Here is a 15253-nt window from a genome sequence, read left to right as displayed (position 1 = left end):
TAACTCATACCGTTTAGCCGAAAGAACCTGAGCGGCTGAACTGGAAACGAAAGGAGAAGACGAAGAATTTATGAGTGTCAGAGATTTACAGGCTTATGAATATTTAATGGGAGAAGAACTTCGGGGAATTAAGGCGATGGGGCGTCTCCTGAAGCATAAAAAGAGTGGGGCAAGAATTCTTCTCATAGAAAATGATGACGATAATAAGGTGTTTAATATCGGATTTCGGACACCTCCGTCTGACAGTACGGGAGTACCACATATCATGGAACATTCTGTGTTGTGCGGTTCTAAGAACTTTCCGGCGAAGGATCCTTTTGTGGAGCTGGTAAAAGGATCCCTGAATACATTTTTGAATGCGATGACATATCCGGATAAGACGGTGTATCCGGTGGCAAGCTGTAATGATAAGGATTTTCAGAACCTGATGCACGTATATATGGATGCGGTATTCTATCCGAATATCTATCGTCATGAGGAAATCTTTCGTCAGGAGGGATGGAGCTATAAGCTGGATTCGATAGATGACAGTCTGGAATATAACGGAGTTGTATATAATGAGATGAAAGGGGCTTTTTCTTCACCGGAGGGTGTGTTGGACCGGGTAGTGCTGAATACACTGTTTCCGGATACTTCTTATGCCAATGAATCCGGAGGAGATCCGGAAGAGATCCCGAATCTGACATATGAACAGTTTCTGGAGTTTCATCGGAAGTATTATCATCCATCGAACAGTTACATTTATCTGTATGGCAATATGGATATGGAAGAGAAGCTTGACTGGCTGGACAGAGAATATCTGAGTCATTTTGAATATACACCGGTTGATTCTGAGATTCGGTATCAGGCGCCATTTGAGTCAATCATAGAAAAAGAGATGCCATATTCCATAGCAAGCGATGAATCTGAAGAAGATAATACTTACCTTTCCTACAGTAAGGTGATTGGAACGAGCCTGGATCGAGAACTGTATCTGGCGTTCCAGATTCTGGATTATGCATTGTTGTCTGCGCCGGGCGCACCACTGAAAATGGCACTGACAGAGGCAGGTATCGGCAAGGATATTATGGGATCTTATGATAATGGGATCTATCAGCCGATTTTTTCTGTGATCTCAAAAAACGCGAATTTAGATCAGAAGGCAGCATTTGTTGAGACGATTGAAGGTACTCTTCGGAATATTGTTGAAAAAGGGATGGACAAAAAAGCGCTGGAAGCCGGAATTAATTATCATGAATTCCGTTATCGTGAGGCAGATTTTGGAAGTTACCCGAAGGGGCTGATGTATGGACTTCAGATCATGGACAGCTGGCTCTATGATGATGAAAAGCCATTCATTCATATCGAGGCGCTGGATACATTTGAGTTTCTGAAAAATCAGGTCGATACCGGATATTTTGAAGATCTGATCCAGAGATATCTTCTGGATAACCAGCATGGTGCGATCGTGATCATTAAACCGGAAAAAGGCCGTACAGCCAGACTTGACAGAGAACTGGATGAAAAGCTGCAGGAATATAAGGAAAGTCTGAGCCTTGAAGAGCAGGAACGTCTGGTAGAACGCACTCATGCTCTGGAAGAGTATCAGTCGACAGAAGACAGTGAGGAAGATCTGGAAAAGATTCCGGTGCTGAAAAGAGAAGATATTTCCAGGGAGATTGAACCGATTATTAATGAGGAGATGCAGATTGCAGGAATCCCAACGGTATTTCATGAGATTGAGACGAATGGGATTGGATACGTAGATATCATGTTTGATATGTCCGGGGTCGAAGAAGAACTTTTGCCTTATGTCGGAATTCTTCAGTCAGTTCTTGGGATTATTGATACAAAGCATTATAAATATGGAGAATTATTTAATGAGATCAATGTGCATACAGGTGGCATCGGAACTTCACTGGAACTTTATACAGATGTGACCCGGGTGAGAGAAAAGGAATTTAAGTCTACATTTGAGATCAAAGGCAAAGCGCTGTATGCAAAACTTCCGATTGCCTTAAAAATGATGGGCGAGATTCTGACCGAATCAAAACTGGACGATACCAAGCGTCTGAAAGAGATTCTTTCCATGCTGAAATCCAGACTGCTGATGAAGTTTCAATCAACAGGACATACAACTGCGGCACTTCGCGCGCTGTCTTATGCGTCTCCGTCTGCCAAACTGAAAGACATGACCAATGGAATCGAATTCTATGACAAAGTGGCATATATTGAGGAGCACTTTGAAGAAGAGAAGAAAAAGCTTGTACAGATATTGTCTGATCTGACCAGACAATTGTTCTGTGCGGAGAATATGATGATCAGTTACACCGCGGCAAGAGAAGGGCTGGATGGAATGGAAGACATGATAAAATCTCTGAAACATGGACTGTATGAGAAAAAGGAAACAGGTACGACCTGCATGATTCACTGCGAAAAGAAGAACGAAGGATTCAAGACTGCTTCCAAGGTTCAGTATGTGGCAAGAGTCGGAAATTTCATTGATCGGGGAGTTTCTTACAGTGGTGCATTGCAGATACTGAAGGTAATCATGAGCTATGAATATCTGTGGCAGAATATCCGTGTGAAGGGCGGCGCGTATGGATGTATGAGCAGTTTTAACCGCATTGGTGACGGGTATTTTGTATCCTATCGGGATCCAAATCTGAGAAGAACGATGGAAGTATATGAAGGTGTCGTAGAATATCTTGAAAACTTTACGGTAAGTGAACGTGATATGACGAAATATATTATCGGAACGATGAGTAATATAGATCAGCCGATGACGCCTTCTGCCAAAGGTGACCGTTCTATGAATCTGTATATGAATAAAGTGGATGCAGACATGATACGGAAAGAACGAATCGAGATTCTCGAAGCCGGTCAGGAGGATATCCGCAGACTTGCAAAAGTTGCACAGGCGGTGCTTCAGGCAGAGCAGATCTGTGTGATCGGAAGTGAAGAAAAGATTGAAGAAGACAGGGACCTGTTTATGAAAGTGACAGGATTTTAGAGGGAGAATGTATGAAAAAAGATTATAAATCAGGATTTGTGACACTGATTGGACGCCCGAATGTTGGAAAATCTACGCTGATGAATCAGCTGATCGGACAGAAGATAGCTATCACATCGAATAAGCCACAAACAACGCGCAACCGTATTCAGACTGTACTTACGACAGAAGAAGGGCAGATCGTGTTTGTGGATACACCTGGAATTCACAAAGCAAAGAACAAACTGGGCGAATACATGGTAAATGTTGCGGAACGCACGTTGAATGAAGTAGACGTGATTCTGTGGCTTGTGGAACCGACGACGTACATCGGTGCGGGCGAGCAGCATATTGTCAGTCAGCTGAAAAAAACAAATACTCCTGTCATCCTGGTCATCAATAAGATTGACAGTGTGAAAAAAGAAGAGATCCTGCCTTCGATTGCAGCTTATAAGGATATCTATGATTTCGCAGAGATTGTTCCGGTGTCTGCAAGAAATGGAGATAATACCGGGGAGCTTGTGAAGGTGATCATGAAATATCTTCCGTATGGTCCGCAATTTTATGATGATGATACTGTGACAGACCAGCCGGAACGGCAGATCGTTGCAGAACTGATCCGGGAAAAAGCGCTTCACTGTCTGCAGGATGAGATCCCTCACGGTATTGCTGTGGCAATTGACAGCATGAAGATGAGAAATAAAGTGATGCACATTGATGCCACTATTATCTGTGAAAGAGATTCGCACAAGGGGATCATTATTGGAAAACAAGGAAATATGTTGAAAAAAATCGGAAGCACTGCCCGCTATGAGATTGAGAGAATGTTGGATTGCAAAGTAAATCTTAAATTATGGGTCAAAGTGAAGAAGGACTGGAGAGACAGTGAATTCCTGATGAAAAATTTTGGATATCGGGAAGATGAATAAAAAATAACTTCTGTGGGAGAACCTATTCTTAAAGGCGAAGGATGAGGTGATTCGAATGGAAGAATACTGGGACCGTTTTGTGAGAACGGGAAAGATAATGGATTATCTGAATTATAAAGGAATCGCAGTCTGCAAGTACCGGGATCCCCTGGAAAAAGGAAACGCAGATCCCGGTGCGGCAGACTGTGATAAAGGAGAGGCAATTGGTGAATCAGATTACACTGACCGGCATGGTGCTTGCGGCGGCGCCTATTGGTGAATATGACAGAAGAGTGGTGATTCTGACCAGAGAAAGAGGGAAGATCTCAGCATTTGCCAGAGGAGCAAGGAGACCGAACAGTGCGCTTCTGGGAATGACGAGTCCCTTTTCCTTTGGAGAATTTACGGTATATGAGGGGCGGACATCCTATGCACTGGTGTCAGCCTCTATTTCCAATTATTTTCAGGAGCTTCGCGAGGATGTAGAGGGTGCTTATTACGGGTTTTACTTTCTGGAACTTGCGGATTATTACGCGAGAGAAGCCAATGATGAGACTGCGCTGTTGAAACTTCTGTATCAGACACTTCGTGCGCTGACAAATCCGAATATTCCGGATAAACTGATTCGCTACATATATGAATTAAAGTCGATTGCTGTAAATGGAGAGGGGCCTCAGGTATTTGAATGTCTGACTTGTGGTGATCGCAGCAGAGAGAAGGTATTCAGCATCAGAAGAGGCGGATGGGTATGTTGCGAATGTAAAAGGTATATTACAGATGGAGTACCGCTTCTTACATCTACCTGGTATACACTTCAATATATTCTCAGCGCTCCGGTTGAAAAGCTGTATACATTTGTGGTGAAAGACGAAGTGCTGGAAGAACTTTCGAGGGTTATGAAGGCGTATATGGACGAGTATATAGGGAAAACTTTCAAGTCTTTGAAAATACTGGAGACAATTGTAGAATAAAGCTTGAAAATGACAGTCTAAGACGGTATAATAAGTTCAATTATCACAAATCAGAAGGGAATGATGAGATATGGTAGAGAAGACTATGGAAAAAATTGTAGCATTGGCGAAATCAAGAGGGTTCGTATATCCGGGGTCTGAGATTTACGGCGGGCTTGCTAATACATGGGACTACGGGAATCTGGGTGTAGAGCTGAAGAACAATGTAAAAAAAGCCTGGTGGCAGAAGTTTGTGCAGGAGAATCCATATAATGTGGGTGTAGACTGTGCGATTCTGATGAATCCACAGACATGGATTGCCAGTGGACATCTGGGAGGATTCAGTGATCCTCTGATGGATTGTAAGGAATGCCATGAGCGTTTTCGTGCAGATAAGATGATTGAGGACTATGCACATGAGCATGGAATTGATATTGGGGACAGCATTGATGGATGGAGTCATGAGCAGATGGAAGCATTTGTAAGAGATCACGAGATTCCATGCCCGACATGTGGAAAACATAATTTTACAGAGATCCGTGAATTTAATCTGATGTTCAAGACATTCCAGGGAGTTACAGAAGATGCCAAGAACACTGTATATTTAAGACCGGAAACGGCACAGGGTATCTTTGTAAACTTTAAGAATGTACAGCGTACATCCAGAAAGAAGATTCCATTTGGTATCTGTCAGATTGGTAAATCCTTCCGTAATGAGATCACTCCGGGTAACTTTACGTTCCGTACCAGAGAGTTTGAGCAGATGGAATTAGAGTTCTTCTGTGAACCGGGAACGGATCTTGAATGGCATGCATACTGGAAAAAATACTGCCTTGACTGGCTGAAAACACTTGGAATCAAAGATGAGGAGCTGCGCCCTCGTGATCATTCTCCGGAAGAGCTCTGCTTCTACAGCCGTGCGACAACAGATGTGGAATTCCTGTTCCCATTTGGCTGGGGTGAGCTTTGGGGTATTGCTGACAGAACGGATTATGATCTTACACAGCATCAGAATGTGTCTAAGCAGGATATGTCGTACTTTGATGATACAAAGAATGAAAAATATATTCCATATGTAATTGAACCATCACTGGGAGCTGACCGTATGGTACTTGCATTCCTCTGCAGTGCATATGATGAAGAGGAGCTGGAAGGTGGAGATGTAAGAACGGTTCTTCATTTCCATCCTGCACTTGCTCCAATTAAGATCGGTGTACTTCCGCTTTCCAAGAAGCTGAATGAAGGTGCTGAAAAGGTATATACTCAGCTCTGCAAAAAGTATAACTGTGAATACGATGACCGTGGAAATATCGGAAAACGTTATCGCCGTCAGGATGAGATTGGTACTCCGTTCTGTGTTACTTATGATTTTGAATCAGAGACAGATGGAGCGGTAACTGTTCGTGACAGAGATACCATGGAGCAGGAAAGAATTAAGATTGAAGATCTGGACGCTTACTTTGCAAAGAAGTTTGAGTGGTAAGATACAGGGAGATATAAAAATCCAGGATCGGAATTATCCGGATCCTGGATTTTTTTTGTCCTGACGGACGGACCGTCAGGACAATACACTTTATATAGATTATGTAATAATTATTCTGCACTTTCAGTTGTTTTGTTTGCGTAGTATTCAGGATGCAGTCTTCTGTCTCTGAATTCAGCTGCTGCTGTAAAGAGAACGTCGGTAGAAGAGTTCAGACCTGTTTCACAGGAATCCTGAATTACACCGATGATGAAACCAACACCTACAACCTGCATAGCAATCTCAGATGGGATTCCAAACAAGCCACAGGCCATAGGGATCAGGAGCAGAGAACCGCCGGCAACACCGGAAGCACCGGCTGCACTGAGTGCTGCAAGTACGCAGAGGATGAGAGCGGTACCAAAGTCTACACTGATTCCAACGGTATGAGCAGCTGACAAAGCCATGACGGAGATTGTGATAGCTGCACCGGCCATGTTGATTGTAGCACCAAGTGGAATAGAGATGGAGTACTGTTCTTCGTCTAATCCCAGTTCTTCACAAAGTTCCATATTAACAGGAATATTAGCTGCAGAACTACGTGTAAAGAATGCGGTGATAAAGCTCTTGGTCAGACACTTGAATACCAGTGGATATGGATTCTTTCTGATACAGAGGAATACGATGATCGGATTCATAACCAATGCAACGAATGCCATACTTCCGACCAGTACAAGGATCAGTCTTCCGTAAGATAACAGAGCACTGAGTCCGGATGCAGAGATAACGTTGAAGATTAATCCCATGATACCAAACGGAGCAAAACTGATAACCCACTTAACGGCAGTGGAGATGGCTCCTGCAAAATCATCGAGCATCTTTTTGGTGTTGTCAGAAGCACATTTCAGAGCAATACCAAAGATACATGCCCATGCAAGGATACCGATGTAGTTGGCATTCACAATGGAAGCAACCGGATTAGATACAACGTTCATCAATAAGTTCTTTAATACTTCGCCTACACCACTCGGAGGAGCCAGTTCTTCGCCGGCTGCTTCTGCCAGTGTAAGAGTTACAGGGAACAGTTTACATGCAACTACGGATACGAGTGCTGAAAACAGGTTACCTACCATGTAGAGCATAACAATGAAGCCCATGTTTGTTTTCTGTCCTTCTCCCATGTGTGCAAGAGCGCTCATTACAAGGAAGAATACCAGAAGTGGAGCGATAGCCTTTAATGCGCCAACAAAAAGGTCCCCAAGAATAGCGATTACTGTCACTTTTGGAATTACAAGTCCAAGAATGATACCAATGATGAGACCACAGATGATTCTCAGAACAAGACTGATGCTGTTCCATTTTTGAATTACATTTTTCATGTTGTGTTTTCGCAGATTGCATACCTGAAACCATACCAGAAGCAGGCGTGATATCTGCTTTTACCTCTCTTTCTCTTTTTTTTGATTGATTTCCCCTTGTCAGTATCAACATATTACAAGGCAAAATGCTGAAAATATTGTTCGCTTTGCTGGAAATGTTGATAATGACAAAAAAATTATACAAAATAAAATTGCGTTTGTAAATAGAGAATGGTGAAAATGACATAAAAAAGAGAAAAACAATGTGAAATAATTGTCAAAAAACACAAAAATAGTAGAAAACAGGTTGTGTATATTAGTTAAGAGTGCTATAATTACAACGTTAAGTGAGAAGATGCTGTCTGGGGAGACGGCTGAAACGGGAGGTTGATTAAAATGAGCGAAAGAAATGATGGATTGATGTGGGCACTGGTGAAGGAAAAACCAGAAGAGGGTCTGTGGATGAAAAGAGTCCCGATTCCGGAAGTGGGACCGAATGATGTAAAGATCAAGATTCATAAGACAGCTATCTGTGGAACGGACGTTCATATCTATCAGTGGAATGACTGGGCACAGCATACGATTCCGGTCGGACTTACTGCCGGACATGAGTATGTCGGAGAAGTGTGTGAAGTGGGAGAAGGTGTCAAAGGATTTAAGATTGGAGATCTGGTATCCGGAGAAGGTCATATTACCTGCGGAAAATGCAGAAACTGTCTGGAAGGTCATAAAGAGAACTGTAAAGATGCAAAGGGTGTTGGAGTTAACAGAAACGGAGCATTTGCAGAATATCTTGTAATTCCGTCTTCTAACGTATGGCCATGTAATCCGAATATTCCGGAAGAAATGTATGCAATCTTTGATCCGTTTGGAAATGCGACTCACACAGCACTTTCTTATGATATGCTTGGGGAAGATGTGCTGATCGCAGGAGCCGGCCCGATTGGATGTATGGCAGCGGCAATTGCAAAGTTTTCCGGTGCAAGACATGTGGTTGTAACGGATCTGAATCCGTATCGTCTTGATCTTGCAAAGAAGCTTGGTGCAACAAGAGTTGTGAACCTGAAAGATGAGAACTTGAAAGATGTGATGAAAGATATCGGCATGACAGAAGGATTTGATGTGGGTCTTGAGATGTCCGGATCACAGATCGCACTTCATGATATGATCCATAACATGAAACACGGTGGAAATATTGCGCTTCTCGGACTTCAGAGAACAGATGCAAAGGTTGACCTTGAGACGGTTATCTTCAATGGACTCAATCTGCGTGGTATCTATGGAAGAAAGGTATGGGATACCTGGTATAAGATGTCAACAATGATTCAGGCAGGACTTGATATTTCTCCGATCATTACACACCATTTTGATATCAAAGATTACGAAAAAGGTTTTGAGGCAATGATTTCCGGACAGTCAGGAAAGGTAATTCTGGACTGGGCACATGTAAATGATTAAACACTGAATGTTGAAAGAAGGATGAAGACAATGGCACGTAAAAATGATATTTTAAGTATCTATACAAAAGAGGTAGAAGGCATTAAAGAAGCAGGATTGTTCAAAGGGGAAGCGCCGTTTGTATCTCCACAGGGAGCAAGAGTGAAGATGGAAGACGGAAGAGAACTTCTGTGTATGTGTGCGAACAACTATCTGGGACTTGGAGACAGCCCGCGTCTGATCGAAGCTGCTAAGAAGACTTATGATGAAAAAGGATATGGAGTTGCATCTGTTCGTTTTATCTGTGGAACACAGGACATTCATAAGAAACTTGAGAAGAAGATATCTGACTTTCTGGGAACGGATGATACGATTCTCTATTCTTCCTGTTTTGATGCGAACGGAGGTCTGTTTGAGACGATTCTTACAGCAGAAGATGCAGTTATCAGCGATGAACTGAATCATGCATCTATCATCGATGGTGTTCGTTTGTGTAAGGCAAAACGTTTCCGTTATAAAAACAACGATATGGAAGATCTGGAAGCGAAATTAAAAGAAGCTGATGAGGCTGGTGCAAGAATTAAACTGATCGCTACAGACGGTGTGTTCTCTATGGACGGTATCATCTGTAACCTGAAAGGTGTATGTGATCTTGCAGATAAGTATAATGCACTGGTTATGGTGGATGACAGTCATGCAGTTGGATTTGTCGGAAAGAAAGGACGCGGAACCGCAGAATACTGTGGAGTAGAAGGTCGTGTTGATATTATCACCGGAACACTTGGAAAAGCGCTCGGCGGAGCTTCCGGCGGATATACTTCCGGAAGAAAAGAGATCATTGATCTTCTGCGTCAGAGAAGCCGTCCGTATCTGTTCTCTAATTCACTTGCTCCGGCAATTGCAGGCGCAAGCCTTGAACTCTTTAATATGCTGGAAGAGAGTACAGAACTGCGTGATCATCTGGAAGAGGTTACGGCATATTATCGTAAAGAACTGGTAGACAACGGATTTGATATTATTCCGGGAACACATCCATGTGTACCAGTTATGCTGTATGATGAAAAAACAGCAGCTGAATTTGCAAAACGTATGATGGCAAAGGGTGTATATGTAGTTGCATTCTCTTATCCGGTAGTACCAAAGGGAAAAGCAAGAATCCGTACACAGGTATGTGCAAGTCATACAAAAGAGGATATCGATTTCATTGTGAAGTGCTTCAAAGAAGTAAGAGAAGAGATGGGACTGAAATAGTACAGGAACCATATAAAATTTAAAAGACGAAGCAGCATGCAGCATTTTTCTAAAGTGTCGCATGCTGTTTCCACGATTTGTGGTATAATATATATACGAATCTGAAAGAGGTATGAAAGGAGAATCGGTATTATGGAAAGTAATAATGTATGGAAAGCATACAGTGAGGAACAGCAGAAAGAGCTGAATCAGATCAATGAAAAGTATAAAGTATGCCTGGATGAGGGAAAGACAGAGCGTGAATGTGTGGATCTGACTGTTCGCGAGATCGAAGCGAAAGGGTATCGCAATCTGAAGGAAGTAAAAGAACCTCTTCAGCCAGGGGATAAGGTATATGCGGTGTGCATGGGAAAGAGTATTGCGATGTTCCAGATTGGAAAACAGCCACTGGAAAATGGATTGAATATTCTTGGAGCACACATTGATTCCCCGAGAATCGATGTAAAACAGAATCCGTTATATGAAAGTGAAGAACTGGCATATCTTGATACACATTATTACGGAGGCATCAAGAAATATCAGTGGGTGACAATTCCTCTGGCACTTCACGGTGTGATCGCTAAAAAGGACGGCACTGTTGAAAAAGTAAGCATCGGTGAAAAAGAAGACGATCCGGTGTTTGTTGTGACAGACCTTCTGGTACATCTGGCTGCTCAGCAGATGGAGAAAAAAGCTGGGGCAGTGATCGAAGGCGAAAAGCTGGATCTTCTGTTCGGAAGCCGTCCGGTTGCAGATGATGAGACACTGGATGAGAAGGAAAAAGAAACGGTTAAGGCAAATGTGATGCGCATCCTTACTGAGTATTACGGAATGGAGGAAGAAGATTTTCTGTCTGCAGAACTGGAGATCGTGCCTGCTGGAAGAGCAAGAGATTGCGGAATCGACAGAAGTATGGTACTGGCATATGGACAGGATGACCGTGTCTGCGCATTTACATCCCTTTTTGCCATGATGGATGTGGAAGATGTGGACAGAACTTCCTGCTGTATTCTGGTAGACAAAGAGGAAATCGGAAGTGTCGGTGCGACAGGTATGCATTCCCGGTTCTTTGAAAATGTGATCGCGGAACTGGTGGCTCTTACAGATGGAGAATCTGAATTAAAGGTTCGTCGTGCACTTCAGAATTCAAGAATGCTCTCTTCTGATGTCAGTGCTGCTTATGACCCGATGTTCCCGGAAGCATTTGAGAAGAGAAGCACAGCATTCTTTGGAAAAGGACTGGTATTCAATAAGTTTACCGGAAGCCGTGGAAAGAACGGATCCAATGATGCCAATGCAGAATATCTTGCAAAAATCCGCAGGGCAATGGAAACGGATGGTATTGCATATCAGTTTGCAGAGCTTGGAAAGGTTGACGTTGGCGGAGGCGGAACAATCGCCTACATTATGGCAAACTATGGCATGGAAGTGATTGACAGCGGAGTGCCTGTTATGAGTATGCATGCGCCGTGGGAAGTGACCAGTAAAGCTGATATTTATGAAGCATATAAAGGATACAAGGCGTTTTTACGCAATATATAATGTAGTTGTGTTTTGCAGGAAGTGTGCCGGCATAAGCGAGAGCTTGGCCGGCACACTTCTGTCAGTGGAAATATCCTTGTCAGCATTGTGCAAAATGCCTAGAAATGCTGGAAAATTTAGGGCGAAAAGTTCTGGTGCAACTATTGACGAATACTGGCAAAACCAGTAAAATATTATGTGCGACTTAGAAAATTTTGTTTTAGGAGGTCATGACAAGATGGCAAAATGGGTTTATATGTTTACAGAAGGTAACGCAACCATGAGAAACCTGCTTGGTGGAAAAGGTGCGAACCTCGCTGAGATGACAAGCTTAGGTCTTCCGGTACCACAGGGCTTCACAATCACAACAGAAGCTTGTACACAGTACTACGAAGATGGAAGAACAATCAATGACGAGATCATGGAACAGATTATGGAAGCCATTGATAAGATGGAAGAGATTACAGGCAAGAAGTTTGGTGACAGTGAGAATCCGCTTCTCGTATCTGTACGTTCCGGTGCAAGAGCTTCTATGCCTGGTATGATGGATACAATCCTGAACCTGGGTCTTAATGAGACTGTTGTTAATGTTATTGCTGAAAAATCCGGCAATCCACGTTGGGCTTGGGACTGCTACAGAAGATTCATCCAGATGTATTCTGACGTAGTTATGGAAGTTGGTAAGAAATATTTCGAAGAGCTGATCGACAAGATGAAAGCTGAAAGAGGCGTTACATTTGACGTTGAACTGACAGCTGATGACCTGAAGGAGCTGGCTTCTCAGTTCAAGGCTGAATATAAAGAAAAAATTGGTGCAGACTTCCCGGATGATCCGAAGGAACAGTTAATGGGAGCAGTAAAAGCTGTATTCCGTTCATGGGACAACCCACGTGCCAATGTATATCGTCGTGACAATGATATTCCATATTCCTGGGGAACTGCTGTTAACGTACAGTCTATGGCTTTCGGTAATATGGGTGATGACTGTGGTACAGGTGTTGCATTTACACGTGATCCTGCTACAGGAGAAAAGAAACTGATGGGTGAATTCCTGATCAATGCTCAGGGTGAAGACGTAGTTGCCGGTGTTCGTACACCAATGCCAATTGCTAAGATGGAAGAAGAATTCCCGGAAGCATTTGCTCAGTTTACACAGGTTTGCAAGACTCTGGAAACTCATTACAGAGATATGCAGGATATGGAGTTCACTGTTGAGAATAAGAAACTGTACATGCTGCAGACACGTAATGGTAAGAGAACAGCTCAGGCTGCTCTGAAGATTGCATGTGACCTTGTTGATGAAGGTATGAGAACAGAGGAAGAAGCTGTTGCAATGATCGATCCACGTAACCTGGATACACTGCTTCATCCACAGTTCGACGCTGCTGCACTGAAGGCTGCTACACCAATGGGCAAAGGTCTTGGAGCATCTCCGGGAGCTGCTTGCGGTAAGATCGTATTTACAGCAGACGATGCTGTAGAGTGGGCTGCAAGAGGAGAAAAGGTTGTTCTGGTTCGTCTTGAGACATCTCCGGAAGATATCACAGGTATGAAGTCTGCTCAGGGTATCCTGACAGTTCGTGGTGGTATGACATCTCACGCTGCCGTTGTTGCTCGTGGTATGGGTACATGCTGTGTATCCGGATGCGGCGACATCGCTATGGACGAAGAAAATAAGAAATTTACATTAGCAGGAAAAGAATTCCATGAAGGAGATGCAATCTCTATCGATGGTACAACAGGTAACATCTATGATGGAATCATTCCTACTGTTGATGCTACAATCGCCGGTGAATTCGGAAGAATCATGGCATGGGCTGACAAATACAGAACTATGAAGGTTCGTACAAATGCTGATACACCTGCAGACGCTAAGAAAGCTCGTGAGCTTGGAGCAGAAGGTATCGGACTTTGCCGTACAGAGCACATGTTCTTCGAGGAAGACAGAATTGCTGCATTCCGTGAAATGATCTGTGCAGATACAGTAGAAGAAAGAGAAGCAGCTCTTGAGAAGATCCTTCCATATCAGCAGGGCGACTTCGAAGCATTATACGAGGCTCTGGAAGGTAACCCGGTAACAATCCGTTTCCTTGACCCACCGCTTCATGAGTTCGTTCCTACAGAGGAAGATGACATTAAGAAACTTGCAGATGCTCAGGGCAAATCTGTAGAAGAGATTAAGACAATCATCGATGGACTTCACGAGTTCAACCCAATGATGGGACATCGTGGATGCCGTCTTGCAGTTACTTATCCGGAAATCGCTAAGATGCAGACAAAGGCTGTTATCCGTGCAGCTATCAATGTACAGAAAGCACACGCTGACTGGACAGTAAAACCGGAGATCATGATCCCGTTGGTTGGCGATATCAAAGAGTTAAAATATGTTAAGAAGACAGTTGTTGAGACAGCAGATGCTGAGATTGCAGCAGCTGGAAGTGATCTGAAGTACGAAGTTGGTACTATGATCGAAATCCCAAGAGCAGCTCTTACTGCTGATGAGATTGCAAAAGAAGCTGACTTCTTCTGCTTCGGTACAAACGACTTAACACAGATGACATATGGATTCTCTCGTGACGATGCTGGTAAGTTCCTGGATGCTTACTATGATGCTAAGATCTTCGAGAACGATCCATTTGCTAAGCTTGACCAGACAGGTGTTGGTAAATTAATGGAAATGGCTATTTCTTTAGGAAAGCCGGTTAATCCAAACCTTCACATCGGAATCTGTGGAGAGCACGGTGGAGATCCATCTTCAGTAGAATTCTGCCACAAGATCGGTCTTGACTATGTATCCTGCTCACCATTCCGTGTACCAATCGCAAGACTGGCAGCAGCTCAGGCAGCTATCGCTGAGAAATAAGATATTGGAATTTAGGTAGATACTTAAATTAGAATGTAAAAAATCTCTTACGCTTGATTGAGCGTAAGGGATTTTTTTTGTGTTTTTTCAAATGCAATGCTTGTGCAAAATAGAATATGCATCTTTCGGTAAAACTGAATCATTTGTATAATAATAGTAAAGAATTGATCATTACTATGAATATTAATTGGAAAAATGTATAATGACTTATGTAAAACCTCAAATTTTTCGCGGAGAGGAGAAGTTATATGAAGGCAATGGCAAGTGATTGGTATAAGAAAATATGGACATTGGATATTCAAAACCATTCGTGGGTGGAAGATACAAAGCGACAGGTGGATTTCCTTGTTGAAAAACTGGAAATGAAAGGAGACGAAAAGATACTTGATCTGGCGTGCGGATTTGGTCGCCACTCGATGGAGCTTGCACGGTGCTAAATTCGGTCGAACTGACCGGCCAGCTCGGATGAGCTGACCGCGAGTTCATTTTATCTGACCACTTGTAGATCAATTTGCAGGTTACTTGGAAGGATTTCTCATATTCCTTCCGTTAA

11 protein-coding genes are annotated in these 15253 nt (G+C 43.0%); 10 read left to right on the top strand and 1 reads right to left on the bottom strand.

Annotation, left to right across the window (positions count from 1 at the left end; all coding sequences use genetic code 11):
- Positions 1 to 70: 70 nt before the first annotated feature.
- The 5 genes from ABE547_RS13485 (at position 71) to ABE547_RS13465 (ending at position 6312) form a co-directional block, all read left to right on the top strand.
- Positions 71 to 2992: an insulinase family protein gene (locus ABE547_RS13485; protein ID WP_347379244.1), complete on the top strand. Its 2922-nt coding sequence runs from the start codon at positions 71 to 73 to the stop codon at positions 2990 to 2992.
- 11 nt (positions 2993 to 3003) lie between these two features.
- The gene (gene era / locus ABE547_RS13480) at positions 3004 to 3900 is read left to right on the top strand and encodes a GTPase Era (RefSeq protein ID WP_347379243.1); all 897 of its coding nucleotides are present in this window, start codon (positions 3004 to 3006) and stop codon (positions 3898 to 3900) included.
- Between the two features lie 55 nt (positions 3901 to 3955).
- Positions 3956 to 4159, top strand: a complete 204-nt coding sequence (locus ABE547_RS13475; RefSeq protein ID WP_347379242.1) for a hypothetical protein — start codon at positions 3956 to 3958, stop codon at positions 4157 to 4159.
- Entirely contained in the window at positions 4107 to 4850 is a 744-nt protein-coding gene (gene recO / locus ABE547_RS13470) for a DNA repair protein RecO (RefSeq protein ID WP_347379241.1), read from the top strand. The genes ABE547_RS13475 and recO overlap by 53 nt, the downstream gene beginning before the upstream one ends.
- 70 nt (positions 4851 to 4920) lie before the next feature.
- Complete coding sequence (locus ABE547_RS13465; RefSeq protein ID WP_347379240.1) at positions 4921 to 6312, top strand: glycine--tRNA ligase; 1392 nt, start codon at positions 4921 to 4923, stop codon at positions 6310 to 6312.
- Positions 6313 to 6422: 110 nt separating this feature from the next.
- Here the strand turns inward: ABE547_RS13465 and sstT are convergent, their stop codons facing one another.
- The gene (gene sstT, locus ABE547_RS13460) at positions 6423 to 7670 is read right to left on the bottom strand and encodes a serine/threonine transporter SstT (protein ID WP_347379239.1); all 1248 of its coding nucleotides are present in this window, start codon (positions 7668 to 7670) and stop codon (positions 6423 to 6425) included.
- 399 nt (positions 7671 to 8069) lie between these two features.
- On the opposite strand from sstT, the gene tdh reads away from it, so the two are divergent.
- The 5 genes from tdh to ABE547_RS13435 all read left to right on the top strand — a co-directional run bounded on the left by tdh (position 8070) and on the right by ABE547_RS13435 (position 15137).
- Entirely contained in the window at positions 8070 to 9107 is a 1038-nt protein-coding gene (gene tdh, locus ABE547_RS13455) for an L-threonine 3-dehydrogenase (RefSeq protein WP_347379263.1), read from the top strand.
- Positions 9108 to 9137: 30 nt separating this feature from the next.
- Complete coding sequence (locus tag ABE547_RS13450; protein ID WP_347379238.1) at positions 9138 to 10337, top strand: glycine C-acetyltransferase; 1200 nt, start codon at positions 9138 to 9140, stop codon at positions 10335 to 10337.
- 132 nt (positions 10338 to 10469) lie between these two features.
- Complete coding sequence (locus tag ABE547_RS13445; protein ID WP_347379237.1) at positions 10470 to 11858, top strand: aminopeptidase; 1389 nt, start codon at positions 10470 to 10472, stop codon at positions 11856 to 11858.
- A 217-nt stretch (positions 11859 to 12075) separates the two neighbouring features.
- Entirely contained in the window at positions 12076 to 14700 is a 2625-nt protein-coding gene (gene ppdK, locus ABE547_RS13440; protein WP_347379236.1) for a pyruvate, phosphate dikinase, read from the top strand.
- Between the two features lie 248 nt (positions 14701 to 14948).
- Positions 14949 to 15137 carry a class I SAM-dependent methyltransferase gene (locus ABE547_RS13435; RefSeq protein ID WP_347379235.1) on the top strand — a complete coding sequence of 63 codons (189 nt, stop codon included), beginning with the start codon at positions 14949 to 14951 and terminating at the stop codon, positions 15135 to 15137.
- Positions 15138 to 15253: the final 116 nt, after the last annotated feature.

This window comes from Dorea sp. YH-dor226, assembly GCF_039832105.1.
In the GTDB taxonomy this organism is placed as follows: Bacteria; Bacillota; Clostridia; order Lachnospirales; family Lachnospiraceae; genus Dorea_A.
This window is presented reverse-complemented; position numbering and strand designations above follow the sequence as displayed.

Bases quoted from the DNA above. Each gene is read 5' to 3' on its own strand.
- ABE547_RS13485 (WP_347379244.1), top strand. From the start codon at position 71: ATGAGTGTCAGAGATTTACAGGCTTATGAATATTTAATGGGAGAAGAA.
- era (WP_347379243.1), top strand. From the start codon at position 3,004: ATGAAAAAAGATTATAAATCAGGATTTGTGACACTGATTGGACGCCCG.
- ABE547_RS13475 (WP_347379242.1), top strand. From the start codon at position 3,956: ATGGAAGAATACTGGGACCGTTTTGTGAGAACGGGAAAGATAATGGAT.
- ABE547_RS13465 (WP_347379240.1), top strand. From the start codon at position 4,921: ATGGTAGAGAAGACTATGGAAAAAATTGTAGCATTGGCGAAATCAAGA.
- sstT (WP_347379239.1), bottom strand. From the start codon at position 7,670: ATGAAAAATGTAATTCAAAAATGGAACAGCATCAGTCTTGTTCTGAGA.
- tdh (WP_347379263.1), top strand. From the start codon at position 8,070: ATGTGGGCACTGGTGAAGGAAAAACCAGAAGAGGGTCTGTGGATGAAA.
- ABE547_RS13450 (WP_347379238.1), top strand. From the start codon at position 9,138: ATGGCACGTAAAAATGATATTTTAAGTATCTATACAAAAGAGGTAGAA.
- ABE547_RS13445 (WP_347379237.1), top strand. From the start codon at position 10,470: ATGGAAAGTAATAATGTATGGAAAGCATACAGTGAGGAACAGCAGAAA.
- ppdK (WP_347379236.1), top strand. From the start codon at position 12,076: ATGGCAAAATGGGTTTATATGTTTACAGAAGGTAACGCAACCATGAGA.
- ABE547_RS13435 (WP_347379235.1), top strand. From the start codon at position 14,949: ATGAAGGCAATGGCAAGTGATTGGTATAAGAAAATATGGACATTGGAT.